Annotated in this window: 7 protein-coding genes, 2 pseudogenes and 1 other annotated feature; of the genes and pseudogenes, 7 read left to right on the forward strand and 2 right to left on the reverse strand. The window is 59.4% G+C overall.

The features are described from left to right. Positions 1-51 precede the first annotated feature (51 nt). Positions 52-2,143: pseudogene (locus JW799_RS30015) on the reverse strand (transglycosylase domain-containing protein). Between the two features lie 221 nt (positions 2,144-2,364). Between JW799_RS30015 and speE the strand changes: the two are divergent. From speE to argS, 5 genes and pseudogenes are all read left to right on the forward strand, one after another. Beyond that, positions 2,365-3,201 (forward strand): polyamine aminopropyltransferase, encoded by an 837-nt coding sequence (gene speE, locus JW799_RS09075; RefSeq protein WP_080832044.1) that lies wholly within the window; start codon positions 2,365-2,367, stop codon positions 3,199-3,201. A gap of 35 nt (positions 3,202-3,236) precedes the next feature. Then, the gene (speB, locus tag JW799_RS09080) at positions 3,237-4,106 is read left to right on the forward strand and encodes an agmatinase (RefSeq protein ID WP_080832043.1); all 870 of its coding nucleotides are present in this window, start codon (positions 3,237-3,239) and stop codon (positions 4,104-4,106) included. 704 nt (positions 4,107-4,810) lie between these two features. Next, positions 4,811-7,031 (forward strand): annotated as a pseudogene (locus JW799_RS30020) (methyl-accepting chemotaxis protein). Positions 7,032-7,369: 338 nt separating this feature from the next. Further along, positions 7,370-7,612, forward strand: a binding site (T-box leader). A gap of 434 nt (positions 7,613-8,046) precedes the next feature. Next, positions 8,047-8,478: a YwiB family protein gene (locus JW799_RS09090; protein ID WP_240353594.1), complete on the forward strand. Its 432-nt coding sequence runs from the start codon at positions 8,047-8,049 to the stop codon at positions 8,476-8,478. Beyond that, a complete protein-coding gene (argS, locus tag JW799_RS09095) occupies positions 8,475-10,154 on the forward strand; it encodes an arginine--tRNA ligase (RefSeq protein ID WP_205429474.1) in 1,680 nt (559 codons plus the stop codon). The genes JW799_RS09090 and argS overlap by 4 nt, the downstream gene beginning before the upstream one ends. A gap of 162 nt (positions 10,155-10,316) precedes the next feature. Here the strand turns inward: argS and JW799_RS09100 are convergent, their stop codons facing one another. After that, a complete protein-coding gene (locus JW799_RS09100; RefSeq protein ID WP_240353208.1) occupies positions 10,317-11,363 on the reverse strand; it encodes a S8 family peptidase in 1,047 nt (348 codons plus the stop codon). A gap of 344 nt (positions 11,364-11,707) precedes the next feature. On the opposite strand from JW799_RS09100, the gene rpoE reads away from it, so the two are divergent. Together rpoE and JW799_RS09110 are read left to right on the forward strand one after the other, a co-directional pair. Further along, positions 11,708-12,283, forward strand: a complete 576-nt coding sequence (gene rpoE / locus JW799_RS09105; RefSeq protein WP_080831921.1) for a DNA-directed RNA polymerase subunit delta — start codon at positions 11,708-11,710, stop codon at positions 12,281-12,283. 305 nt (positions 12,284-12,588) lie between these two features. Continuing rightward, positions 12,589-14,199 carry a CTP synthase gene (locus JW799_RS09110; protein ID WP_080831920.1) on the forward strand — a complete coding sequence of 537 codons (1,611 nt, stop codon included), beginning with the start codon at positions 12,589-12,591 and terminating at the stop codon, positions 14,197-14,199. Positions 14,200-14,300: the final 101 nt, after the last annotated feature.

Raw genomic sequence — 14,300 nt, forward strand, 5'->3', positions numbered from 1 at the left:
CGAACGTCCCGGCAGCCGCGCAGCCTGCTTCGCTACGACATTCGCCCCGGCTCAACCGGTCCACCAGTTCCGCAGCCTGCTCCACCACGATGCGCCGTTCTCGCCGGTTCCGCCCGGCTCTTTCGCGTCTTCTTTTACGGCGCAGGTCTGCGTAGGCTCCGTGCCCGCGAGAAACACTTCCCGGACTTTTTCCCTTTCGTCGGCAGGACACCCGGTTCCTGCGATGAGCCCGCTGGCCGGGTCGATGTCGAGGCTGACGACTCCTTCGGGCACCTCGAACTCCCGGGCAGGTACATGGGCAAGCGCGGCTTCCGTAAACTGAGCGAAAATCGGCGCGGCCCGGTGCGCTTCGCTGGACGAGATAGCTCGCCCGCGGTCGTAGCCGACCCATACGGCCGTCGTCAGCTCCGGCGTGTAGCCGACGAACCAGGCGTCGGACGAGGTCGTGCCCGACTTTCCGGCGACCGGCCGCTTCAGCATTTTCGCCACCCGGTGGCCGGTTCCGCCGGTATCGAATACGCTGCGGAGCAGGTCCGTCACGACATAGGCGAGAGACGGTTCGATGACTTGCGTTTTCCGGGGCCGGTTCTCGTACAGCACGCGGCCGTTGCGGTCGGCAATGCGTACGATGGCGACCGGTTCGGTCTTGCTGCCCCCGCGGCGAACGCGGTGAAGGCGGCGGCCATTTCGTAGGGGCTGACCGGGAACGTGCCGAGCGCAAGCGACGGGACCGCGGAAAGCGGGGCGGTTACCCCGAGCCGGCGCGCCATTCCGATCACCTCTTCGGGTCCGACCTGCATGATCGTATTGACCGCGTAGATGTTGTCCGACGTCCGGATCGCTTGGCGCAGCCCGATTTCCTCATGGGAATAGCGGTCGTTGAAATTGCTCGGGCGGTAAATTTTCCGATTGTCGTCGTAATAAAAAATCGTCGGCTCGCTCCGGAAACGGCTGGCGGCCGTGACGACGCGCTTGTCGAGCGCAGCCGCGTACAGAATCGGCTTGAACGACGAACCCGGCTGGCGAGTAGTCGCGAACACCCGGTTGAACTGGTTGGCGGCGTAATTGCGTCCCCCACCATCGCTTTAATGTAGCCGGTGGCGGGATCGATCGCGACGAGGGCGGCTTGCAGTTCGCTTTCCTTCGGCATTTTGGCGGCGACGGCTTCCTCGGCGGCGCGCTGCATGTCGCCGTCGAGCGTCGTCGTGATCGTCAGCCCGCCCTCGCTGAGCAGCGATTCCTCCTCGCCGAGCAGCTCGGCCGCGCGCTTGCGGACGTAATCGACGAAATACGGCGCAATGACGCCCTGGTTTTTCGGCAACGGCTGTACGTTCACCGCCACGGCGGCGGCCTGCTCCGCCTGCCTGACCGTAATGCTGCCCGTCTCCTTCATCGCCTGGACGACCGTCCGCTGCCTGGCGGCCGCCTGGTCGGGATGCAGATGCGGCGAATAGTAGCGCGGCCCCTTCGGGATGCCGGCAAGCAAGGCGCTTTCGGCCAACGTCAGCTCTTTCGCGGGCTTGTTGAAGTAAAGCCTGGAGGCGGCCTCCGCTCCGTAGGCGCCGTGGCCGTAATAAATTTGGTTCAAATACATCTCCAAAATTTCGTCTTTCGAGTACGTTTGCTCCAGCTTGGCTGCGTACCAAGCCTCCTTCAGCTTGCGGCTCCACGTTCGTTCGTGGGAAAGGTACAGGTTGCGGGCGAGCTGCTGGGTCAGCGTGCTCGCTCCCTGCTCCTTGGACATATGGCGCACGTCGACCCAGGCGGCCCGGGCAAGCCCGCGGAGGTCGAGTCCGGCATGTTCGTAAAACCTCCGGTCCTCGGCGGCGAGCGTCGCCTTGACGAGCCATGGGGAAATATCCTTGAGGGATACCGTCCGACGATTGACGCCTCCCTGCAGCGAGGCAAGCACGCCGCCTTTCGCGTCGGTAATTTGCGTCGATTGCGGAAAGGAAGCCGCGGGCAGCGATCCGTAACGGACGGAGGCGGCGAGGGCGCCGAACAGCAAGACGGAAGCCGACAGAAGAAACAGCGACAAAATATGACTTTTGCGAAGGCGTCCGGGCCGCCTTTTTGCGCGGGTTGAACGTTTCGTTTTCCGGTCCACGGCTTTCCCTCCTTCGGTTTCATCCGGAGTTAACATTTCCCACTTAGTATGGAGTAAGAAGAGCCGGTATATTCTAAGGCCGACGGTTGGCGGTTTTTTGCGGGAACTTCGGTTGCATTTTGCCGGCGATATCCTATAATACTTGTTGGTTGGCTTAACTTGTGGCGCGCCTGCGATCACCACGGACGAGAGCTGGCGCCGGCCGCAGGAATCGACACGCGAACGATCAAATTTCCCTGGAAAGAAGGGTTCTGCTCATGTCTTCTACGGAACTGTGGTTTACCGAGAAACAAACCGAAAACTTCGGCATTACGGCCAAAATCAAAAATACTTACGTTCACGAGCAAACCGATTTTCAAGAGCTGGTGATGGTGGAAACGGAAGAGTGGGGCAACATGCTGCTGCTCGACGGGATGGTCATGACGACCGTCCGCGACGAATTCGTCTATCACGAGATGGCCGCGCATCCCGCTCTGTTCACGCACCCGAACCCGGAAAGCGTGCTGGTCGTCGGCGGCGGCGACGGCGGCGTCATCCGCGAGGTGCTGAAGCACCCGAAAGTGAAAAAAGCGGTGCTCGTCGACATCGACGGCAAAGTCATCGAATATTCCAAAAAGTATTTGCCGACGATCGCCGGCAAGCTGGACGATCCGCGCGTCGAAGTGCTCGTGAACGACGGCTTCAAGCATATCCACGACCACAAAAACGAATACGACGTCATCATCGCCGACACGACGGAGCCGGTCGGTCCGGCCGTGCAGCTGTTCACGCGCGGATTTTATCAGGGCATTTACGAATCGCTTAAAGAGGACGGCCTGTTCGTCGCGCAAACGGACAACCCCTGGTTCAAGGCCGACCTGATTCAAACCGTCAACCGCGACGTCAAGGAAGTGTTCCCGATCGTCCGCGTGTACGGGTGCAATATCCCGACGTATCCGAGCGGCCTGTGGACGTTCACGATGGGCAGCAAAAAGCACGACCCGCTGAACGTCAAGCCCGAAGACATTCCCGAAATCGACACCAAATACTACACGCCCCGCCTGCATCAAGCGGCGTTCGTGCTGCCGAAATTCGTGGAAGACCTGACCAAATAATATCGGCCGCGAACCGAAAGGAGACCGCAACGCCCATGAAATTGGACCCAAAATATTCCGGCAACGTCTTCATCCTGAGCTCCGGCGATTATGCCTCCTCCAAAGCGGTCATCTACGGCATGCCGATGGATTATACCGTCTCGTTCCGTCCGGGCTCCCGCTTCGGCCCCGGCCGGATTCGCGAAGCGTCGGTGGGGCTGGAGGAATACAGCCCCTATCTCGACCGCAGCCTGGAGGAGCTCGACTATTTCGACGCGGGCGACCTGCTGCTGCCGTTCGGCAATGCGGCCCGGAGCCTCGACATTATCGGCGACTACGTGCGCGGCGTGCTGGCGGACGGCAAGTTCCCGTTCGGAATGGGCGGCGAGCATCTCGTCACCTGGCCGGTGCTTCAGGAAATGCATAAAAAATATCCGGATCTCGCCGTCATCCACATCGACGCGCACGCCGATTTGCGGGAAAGCTACGAGGGAGAGCCGCTGTCGCACTCCACCCCGATCCGCAAAGCGGCGGAACTGATGGGCGGGCGCAATATTTATCAATTCGGCATCCGTTCGGGCAGCCGGGAAGAGTGGGCGTACGCCCGGGAGAACATCAACTTTTACCCGTTCGAAGTGGCGGCGCCCCTGCGGGAGGCGATCCCGTCGCTTGCCGGCCGTCCGGTCTACGTGACGATCGACATCGACGTGCTCGATCCGTCCGCGGCTCCGGGCACGGGCACGGCGGAAGCGGGAGGCATCACGTCCAAGGAGCTGCTCGAAGCGGTTCATCTTATCGCGGGCTCCGGAGCGAACGTCGTCGGAGCCGACGTGGTCGAGGTCGCCCCGATTTACGATCCGACGGAGCAGACGCCGATCGTTGCGGCCAAGCTGATTCGCGAGATGCTGTTGGGGTTTGTGAAATAAGAACTATATGCGCGAAAAGCGAGCGAGAAAGCCGTTTCCTTCGGGAGGCGGTTTTTTTATATAAAAATGTTTAAGTCTTCACCGTGCAAGGACCCGGACAAGCTCGCGGGCACGGGTGGTGGGCCGCTCGGGAGCGCGTGAATATTTTTCCGACGACATTTTCCCATCCGCTCAGGAAGTCGGTTCGGTCCCCCGGGACTCCGGTCGAATCATGGTGGCTTAACTCTACCGTCGTGTGCATGCGGCCGCACGCAGTTGAGTAAAAATTACCCATCTCGCCCGGCCGTGCTCCAGGAACCGCGGACAGTTGAGTAAAAATCACCCGTCTCGCCCGGCCGTACTCCAGGAACCGCGGACAGTTGAGTAAAAATTACCCATCTGCCCCGCCATGCGCCAAGAACCGCACACAGTTGAGTAAAAATTACCCATCTCGCCCGGCCGTGCTCCAGGAACCGCACACAGTTGGGTAACCATTACTCATTTCGCCATGGCCGCACTCTTGAGTGCCGCAAATAATCATGATCCCCAGGAAGCATGCCACTCGTTTGGAAAAGTAAGCGAAACCAAACGCCATTTGGAACAAAAATTGACGTAATCACTTAAATATCCAAATATTTCTGCAAAAATAAGCCCAAATCCCTATGACTTATGATACAATAACTGACACTAGAGCAAGAGAAACTGTCCGCATGGGGGGATGTGGCATGTTTGACTGGCTGGGATGGAAGAAGGGGTTTCCGCTCTGGCGATCCTATCGCCTGAATGCCGATTTGAAGTCGGATGTGGAGGATATTTTCGAGGGGATCGCCGAAACGCGCAAGCAAATTTTGATCGACTGGACGACGGACTACTGGCACCATCTCGACCGGCTGCTCGATCAGCTAGCCTCGGCGGGCGGGGCGGCGTCGCTGGGCGACGGAGGGAGCAAGGATGCCTGGGACCGCATGTTCGGACAGGCGTACACCCGAGGATCGGATTTTACGGAGCTTTTTCTTCTGGATCGCGGCGGCACGGTCGTCTATTCCACGCACATTCCGCACAAAGGGAAAACCTACGGGGAAGACTCTCTCATTTCAAAAGGACTGCAATATACCGACAACGGGGGAAAAGACGCGCGCAAATGCCTGTTCGGTCCTTACCCGGATCCGCTCACGCTGGAAATCGGCTCGAGGTCTTCGCCTTTTCACGATAAAATGACGCTTTTGTTCATTAACCCGGTCATTTCGGACGGCGCCACGGCCGGCTACTTGTGCGGACGCGTCCCGAACGACGTCATCGGCGACTTGATTCAGCGGGAGTCCGGCCACGTTTATCCCGATTCCGGCGACAACTATCTGTTCATGGCCAAACCGGAGCTCAACGTACATATCGCTCCCGGGACGGCGCTTTCCCGCAGCCGGTTCGAAGACCGCACGTTTACCCACGGGGAAAACCTGAAGGACGGCGTGACGACCGACTGGGGCATCGTTTCGGTCAAGGAGCACACCGAGCTGGAGCTTATGTTTACCGACCCGGCTACCGGCGAGCTTCACCCCGGCGTCGCGAATACGATCCGCAACGGGAGCAACCTGTTCGTCGAGTTTCCGGGGTATTCCGACTATCGGCATATTCCGGTTATCGGCAAGGGGGTTACGTTCCGGCTGCCCCATTGTCCCGATTTGTGGGGATGATGTGCGAAGGGGATCTGGAGGAGGTTTACCGGATCCGCAGCATCGCCACGCGCCATGCGCGCCCTCAACTGCTTCTTTTGGGCGGTTTTGCGGTTGCGACCGTCGTCGCGCTGTTTTTCGCGGCCCGCGCGTTCGAGCCGATTTATGTCGCTTTGTGCGCGCTCGCCATTCAAGTCGTTTACGGGCTTTCGGCATTGGCCGTCCTGCGCAGGCGCAGCAAGCAAAGGGTCGTGATGCCGCTGCGCAAGATCAACAGCTTTATCCGCATCAACGCGGAGGGCCGGGGGACTTGACCCAGCGGATGAACATCGCGGAGTTCGACAACGATGAAACGCGCGACCTTGCCAAATGGATCAACAACATGATCGACTCCCTGGAAGGCGTCATGCTGAAGGTGAAGCTGGCGGCGTCGGACGTGACGTCCAGCCAAAAGCAGCTCAACGATTCGACGGCGACGACGGCACAGTCCACGGAGAAGGTGAACGACCGGATCAACGCGATGATCCGAAGCATCCGGCGGCAACTGAAAGATATCGACGTGGCCAAGGACGTCGCGGACGAGATGCGCCAGACGCTGCTCATGCTCGAAGAAAAGGCGGCGGAGCAAATTACGGTCGCCCAAAACGAGGTCGTCCGGATCGGCGACAAAATGTCGCAAATTTCGACCCGCGTCGCGCAAACGAACGATTCGATCCGGATTTTCATGGACACCGCCAACGAAATCCGGAGCGTTCTTCACGTCATCGGGGAGATTTCCGCGCAGACGAATCTGCTCGCGCTGAACGCCTCGATCGAGGCGGCGAGGGTCGGCGAGCACGGCAAAGGCTTTGCCGTCGTCGCGTCCGAAATCCGCAAGCTGGCCGACATGACGCGGCAGTCGACCGAAGAGGTCCACGAAATCGTGGAGCGAATTTACACGCACGCGCAGCAAGCTTACACTTCGATGGAAGAGGGCACGAGGGTCGTCACCGAGGGCACCGAACTGGTCGCCGTGGCGAACGAAACGCTGGCCGGCGCAAAGGGCGGCGACTCGCTCAAAACGCAGGTCGTCGACGAGGTGGTCGAGCTGATGGAGAAAATCGCCGCCGTCAGCATGGAAAACCGCGCCGTCTCCACCGAAGTCGAGGCGAAAGTGCAGGAGCTGATGGGCGATATCGTCACCGTCCGGCATACGTCCCATACGGTGGAGGCGATCACCTCCAACATGCAGCAGCTGGTCGGGCAGTTCAAGCTGACCGAAACGAGGAAGAGATAGCGGTTCGCTGGCTTCCAGGCCTCCAATCCGGGCTGCAAGGCGAATTAACGGCCCCAGCGGGCCGTTAATTCTTCGGAACGCCCAATTCAGGCCGATTAACGGCCTCCGCAGACCGTTATTTGCGCCAATCGGCCTCTAGCCTGGGCTGCAAGCCGAATTAACGGCCCCAGCGGGCCGTTAATTCAAGCCGTTAATCCTTTCGCGTTAAATGCGGTTTCGCATACAGCGTGATGACCGGGCCCGATGCGTCAAATCCGCAAAATGCCGCTTTTTTTGCCTGTTCGGGCGGATGCGGCTTTTCTTTTTTGCTTCGGTAACCTATAATTTAGACTAAATAACCAATGACGAGGAACGGGAGAGTACTTTGTCGCATGCCTGCAGCAGCGAGCCGGGAGGGTGAGAGCCGGCGAGGCGGGATGAAGGAAGCGCACCCGGGAGTCGGTTCCCCGAACCCGAAGTAGGGGGACCCGGCGAAAGCCGTTATCCGAATCGAGCGAATTCTAAAGCGAAGCGACCCGATCCATGCCGCTTTCGCGCGGAATTTCAGAAGAGTGGCACCGCGGACACCATCCGTCTCTTTCATAAGGGACGGATTTTTTGTTTTTACCGGGGCTGTCAACCTACGTTGGATTTTTTCCAATCTGCCGAGCGAAATAAACAAGAAGCGCGTGCTATGTTGGATTATATCCAACGGAAAACGGGGATTCGGACGAAATTCGAGAGAATCCGGCCGCCTCATTGGATGAAATCCAACGAAGACGGCAGAATGTGCGAAAATTCGGTTCCTCATTGGATGAAATCCAACGAAGACGCCGGAATGCGCGAAATTCGGTTCCTCATTAGATGAAATCCAACGAAGACGGCGGAATGTGCGAAAATTCGGTTCCTCATTGGATGAAATCCAACGAAGACGGCGGAGTGCGCGAAAATTCGGTTCCTCATTGGATGAAATCCAACCAAGAGGGCCGGGCGGAATTTCGACGTTTGGCGGAAGGGGGGCGAAATCGACTTGGCGATGGCGTTGGAACCGAAACGGGTGAAAATCGGATTATACTCCATGCAAGACGGGGCGACCTCGGTTTTGGAATATCGGGGCACGCTGTACCCGAAGGCCGGCTCCTTTTATGTCCGGTACGAGGAGACGGACGAGGATCGGGGACGATGCTCGGTGACGATGAAGTGGAACGCCGACGGATTCGCGATTTTGCGGCACGGCGAAGTGCGGGGCGAGCAGAGCTTCCGGCCGGGCGCGAGGACGGCGGGCTGGATCCAGTCGGGAGCGGGAAGGTTCCGATTGGAGATCGAAACGAAGAAGCTGCGCATCCTGCCCGCGACGGCGGACCGTTTGCCGATCGAGATCAGGTGGCAATACGAGCTTTGGATGAACGAACAGTGGGCCAATCGTTTGAATTTACGTTTGCTTATCGAGGAGGAAAACGAACAATGAGCGCATATGTGCTGGAGGAACTGTATCAAAAAATAAGGGAGGCCGTGGCGGATGCCGCCGTGGCGGCCGGCCTGGCCGAGCGGGAGCAGCTGCCCGTCTTCGCGATCGAGGTGCCGAGGGAAAAAGCGCACGGCGACCTGGCGACGAACGCCGCCATGCAGCTGACGAAAATCGCCAAACGCAATCCGCGCCAAATCGCCGAAGCCATTTTGGAGCATCTCGACGGTTCGGGCGCTTACATTCAGTCCGCCGAAATCGCCGGGCCGGGGTTCATCAATTTCCGTTTGGACAAAAAGTATTTGTATCCCGTCATCGCATCGGTTCTCGATCGGAAGGAGCGCTACGGCAGCCTGACGAAGGAGCAGCCGCGCCGGGTCGAGATCGAGTTCGTCAGCGCCAACCCGACGGGCAGCCTGCATCTGGGCCACGCTCGCGGGGCGGCCGTTGGCGACGCGCTCGCGAACCTGCTCGAATTCGCGGGCAACGAAGTGACGCGCGAATACTACATTAACGATGCGGGCAACCAGGTGGCGAATTTGGCCAAGTCGATCGAGGCGAGATACCGCCAGGCGCTCGGCCAGGAAGCCGACATGCCGGAGGACGGCTATTACGGCGAGGACATCGTCGGCTTTGCCAAGGAGCTGGCGGAGCAGGAGGGCGACAAGCTGCTTTCGCTGTCCGAGGAGGAAAGGTTCAAGAAGCTTCGGGAGTACGGCCTGTCCAAGGAGCTGGACAAAATCAAGCGCGATTTGGCCCGTTTCGGCGTCCGCTTCGACATCTGGTACAGCGAAACTTCGCTTTACGAGCAAGGGCGCGTCACCGGAGCGCTGGACGCGCTGAGGGCGCAGGGGCACGTCTACGAGCAGGACGGAGCCGTCTGGCTGAACACGACCGCCTTCGGGGACGACAAGGACCGCGTTCTCGTCAAAAACGACGGCTCGTACACGTATTTGACGCCGGACGTCGCCTATCATATGGACAAATACGGCCGCGGCTACGACGAGATGATCAACATTTGGGGCGCCGACCACCACGGGTACATTCCGCGCATGAAGGCGGCCATGGCCGCGCTCGGCAACGATCCCGACAAGCTGACGGTGCTGATCGCCCAAATGGTCAGCCTGTTCCAGAACGGGGAAAAGGTGAAGATGTCCAAACGGACCGGCAAGGCGGTCACGATGGAAGATTTGATGGACGAAGTCGGCGTCGACGCGATTCGCTATTTCTTTACGATGCGGAGCATGGATTCGCATCTGGACTTCGACATGGACCTCGCCGTTTCGACGTCCAACGAAAATCCCGTGTTTTACGTGCAATACGCCTACGCCCGCATTTGCAGCATTTTCCGCCAGGCGGAGGAGCAGGGCATCCGCCTGCTGCCGGTCGCCGAAGCGCCGCTTCACAGGCTGACGGCGGAGCAAGAGTTCGACTTGCTTCGCAAAATGGGCGAGCTTCCTGCCGTGATCGCCGACGCGGCGGCCAATTACGCTCCGCATTATGTCATTCGCTACATCTATGAGATCGCGGCCCTTTTCCACAGCTACTACAGGGCGGAGCGCGTCATCACCGAGGACGCGGAGCAAAGCCAGGCCAGATTGCAGCTGCTGGCGGCGCTGCGCATCGTCCTGGCGAACTGCCTGAAGCTGGTCGGCGTATCGGCCCCGGAAAAAATGTAAGCCGTCGCCGCGGCCGAGCGGGGGAGATTCCGGCCAGGCCGTCGTCCGCTCAGGGCTGACGCGGCTTCAGCTGGTCGGCCGCTTGCATCATCAAGCCTATGCGAAGCTCTCCGGCGGTCGTCCGGAGAGCTTTCGCGCCTCTTAGCGGGCGCACGGACCGCTTCAAAATTTGTTTGATCTGCTCGGGGTCAGATCCCGGCGGTATGACAGCAAAAGCGCCACGGCGCCGGTGACGTGCGAGGTGGCCATCGACGTGCCGCTCATGATTTTGCGTTTGCCCTGCAGCCAGCACGATTCGATTTTTTCTCCGGGCGCATAAATATCGATATAGCTGCTGCGGTTCGTAAACGCGGCTACCCGGCCCTGCCGGTTCGTCGCCCCGACGGCGACCGTCTGGCTGTATCTGGCGGGATAGTCGATCGTTCCCCGCTTGCCGTCGTTGCCGGACGAGGCGACGATGAGGACGCCGGACCGGTAGGCGTTGCCCACCGCATGCAGCAGGGACCGGCTGCGGCCGTGCATGCCGAAGCTCATGTTGACGACGTTCATCCGGTTGCGGACGCACCAGTCGATGCCGAGAATAATATCGGAAACGTAAGCCGTCCCGTTGTGGTCGAACGCTTTGATCGGATATAAGGAAGCCCGCGGCGCGACGCCGATCATGCCCTGAAGCTGGTTGGCCGCGGCGATCGTGCCGGCGATGTGCGTGCCGTGGCCGTTATCGTCCTGAGGAAGCTGCGTCCGCTGCAGAAGATTGATCCCTCTTTCCAGCGAATGGCGCAAGTCGGGATGCTGAAAGTCGACGCCGGTATCGATGATGCCGACTTTGACGCGGTAGCCGGTGGCCCGGCCCCACGCGTCGGGGGCGCCGATTTTCCGCACCCCCCAAGGAACGCCTTTCGCCGTGCGAGAGCCCGGGGACGCCTGCGGCAGTCCGTCGACGCGAACGACCGCATCGGGTTCCCAGATGACGGATTTCGTCAACGCTTGCGGCAATTGGTCGACGGGGATCGGACAGGCATAGGCGCGAATGATGCCGAGCCGGCGGACGCTTTGCAGCGCTTTGCAGTTTTTGCGCTGCGATTGCAGCGCCTGAAAAAACCTTCTGTCGTCTCCCGGACGGACGAACCGCAATATCGTTCTGCCGGCGTCGGTCTCCGGAGCGGAGAGGGAACCTTTCAGCCATTTCAGCAACCCGCTTGTTTCCAATGGGGCATCCCTCCCGTCGTATGCTTCCCTATTGTATGAACGACCCGGGGAACGGCTTGGGAAACCGGCCTTTTTGCGCGCAAATGGGCGACGGGGTGTGTCAATATCGGCCGGCGGCCATACGATGGATGGAGAACCCTTGCGGGTTCTCCGCCGCGCCGCTTTGCATGGGAAGCGGCCGGAGGGATACAGTCGAAAAGCGAAGGCGCAGCCGGCCCGGCATGCCTTCGCTTTTTCGGCGCTTGCATTTTTATAGGAAATGCGGTTAACTAATGGGTGACACCTGAAACCAACCGGGATTGAAGCATACAATCGCTTAATATAAAGAGAGGATGAGGTGCAGCGTGAGCGCGGAATACGTCCTGAAGCTAAATGAAGAAAAAATTCGCGAGCTGCCGATGGTGGATCTTGCGTTCGAGGTTTTAAAGGCGGCGAACACTCCCTTTTACTATCGGGACTTGATGAACGAAATCGCCAAATTGAGAGGGTTCACCGAAGAGCAAATCAACGATTTGATCGTGCACGTGTACACCGAGATCAACATCGACGGGCGCTTCGCCTGCGTCGGCAACAACGTGTGGGGCCTTAAGCGCTGGTATCCGGTCGAGAAGGCCGACGAGGCGGTGACCGGAAGCGGCAAGCGCCCGCGGATCATCAACGACGACGACGATCTGGACGACGAGGATCTGTACGGCGAGGACGAGGAAGAAGTGGTGGCGGCCGACGACGAAAATTACGACCTGTTCGACGAAGAACGGGAAGAAATTTTCGACGAAGGCGAAGAAGCCGCCGAAATCGACGAGGAAGTCGAGATCGAGGAAGAGGAAGACCCCGAGCTTGAAGGCGAGCTGGAAGAGGAAGCGGAAGAAGAGCTGGACGACGACGATCTCGATCCGGACGATGAGGACGAGCGCGACTGACCGCCTTTCCGGACGGTTGCGGACCGGACATTCGGAAGCCCGGGCTTGAGGCCGCGCGAGGCTTGACACCATATCCTTTAGACGGTAAACTTAGGCTTGGGCTTTAGAACCGTGCTTTTCCATAGGTGAATCGATTAAAAAGTGCCCCCATTATTATGGGTGTCACTTTTTTGTTTTGTCGGGCATGAAATCGCAGCTTAACCTCGCCTCATGTCCGGCGTAAAAAGGGTGTCTAATTTGCAATCGACGATTGCGGTTATGCTAAAGATAATGCCGACGAGCATGGGGTGGGAGGTTTGCAAAGAGTGACCAAATACATTTTTGTTACCGGCGGCGTCGTATCGTCGCTCGGCAAGGGGATTACCGCCGCATCGCTTGGCCGGTTGCTGAAAAACCGCGGACTTAAGGTGACGATCCAAAAATTCGACCCTTATATCAATGTGGACCCGGGCACGATGAGCCCTTATCAGCACGGCGAGGTGTTCGTGACCGACGACGGAGCGGAAACCGATCTCGATCTCGGACACTACGAGCGTTTTATCGACATCAATTTGTCCAAGAACAGCAACGTGACGACCGGCAAAATCTACTCCACGGTCATCAGCAAGGAACGGCGCGGGGAGTATTTGGGCGGCACCGTCCAGGTCATTCCGCACATCACGAACGAAATCAAGGATCGCGTGTTCCGCGCGGGCCGCGAGACGGGATCCGACGTCGTCATTACCGAGATCGGCGGCACTGTCGGCGACATCGAGAGCTTGCCGTTTCTGGAAGCGATCCGCCAGATCAAAAGCGACATCGGCCGCGAAAACGTGATGTACATTCACGTTACCCTCATTCCCTACATTAAAGCGGCCGGGGAAGTGAAGACGAAGCCGACCCAGCACAGCGTCAAGGAGCTGCGCAGCATCGGCATCCAGCCGAACGTCATCGTCTGCCGCACCGAGTATCCGCTGGCCGACGACATGAAGCGCAAGATCGCCCTGTTCTGCGATATCGACGCGAACGCGGTCGTCGAATGCCGCGACGCTTCCACGCTGTACGAAGTTCCGCTCATGCTGCGCGACGAAGGGCTCGACGACTACGTCGTCAAGCATCTCGGCCTGACGGCCGCGGCTCCCGTGCCGGACATGACGGAATGGGAAGCGCTCGTCCGCCGGGTCAAATCGTTGTCCAAAACGACGGAAATCGCCATTGTCGGCAAATACGTCGCGCTTCACGACGCTTATTTGAGCATTGTCGAATCGCTCGCCCATGCCGGCTTCGACGCGGATGCCGAAGTGAACATCCGCTGGGTGAACGCCGAGGAGCTTACGCCGGATAACGTGGAGGAGCAGCTCGCCGGCGTCAACGGCGTGCTCGTGCCCGGGGGCTTCGGCGACCGCGGCATCGAAGGCAAAATCGTCGCCATCCGTTACGCCCGCGAGAAAGGCGTGCCCTTCTTCGGCATCTGTCTCGGCATGCAGGTTGCGGTCGTCGAGTTCGCCCGCAATATGGCCGGCCTGGACAACGCCAACAGTTCGGAAATCCATCCGGCGACGCCGTATCCGGTCATCGACCTGCTGCCCGAGCAGAAGGACATCGAGGACCTGGGCGGCACGATGCGGCTCGGCCTGTATCCGTGCAAGCTCGTGCCGGGCAGCCTCGCCGCGCGCTGCTACGGGGACGAGCTCGTTTACGAGCGCCATCGCCATCGTTACGAATTCAACAACGAATACCGCGAACGCATCGAAGAGGCGGGCCTGCGCATTTCCGGGACTTCGCCGGACGGCCGTCTGGTCGAGATGATCGAGCTGCCGGAGCATCCGTGGTTTTTGGCCGTTCAGTTCCATCCCGAATTCACGTCGAGACCGAACCGTCCTCAGCCTTTGTTCCGCGATTTCGTTCGCGCCGCCCTCCGCCATTCCGGCAACTAAAGGAAGAGGCGCTCCGGCACCGCCGGGGCGTCTCTCACTTTTTTCCATAGGATAAGAAGGATTTCCTTGCACCTATCTCGAATACGGGTTACATATGGACG

The organism is Cohnella algarum (assembly GCF_016937515.1).
Classification (GTDB): Bacteria; Bacillota; Bacilli; order Paenibacillales; family Paenibacillaceae; genus Cohnella; species Cohnella algarum.

Excerpts from the sequence above, each read along its gene's own strand:
- argS (WP_205429474.1), top strand. The coding sequence starts at position 8,475 with ATGAGCGCATATGTGCTGGAGGAACTGTATCAAAAAATAAGGGAGGCC.
- JW799_RS09090 (WP_240353594.1), top strand. The coding sequence starts at position 8,047 with ATGGCGTTGGAACCGAAACGGGTGAAAATCGGATTATACTCCATGCAA.
- speE (WP_080832044.1), top strand. The coding sequence starts at position 2,365 with ATGTCTTCTACGGAACTGTGGTTTACCGAGAAACAAACCGAAAACTTC.
- speB (WP_080832043.1), top strand. The coding sequence starts at position 3,237 with ATGAAATTGGACCCAAAATATTCCGGCAACGTCTTCATCCTGAGCTCC.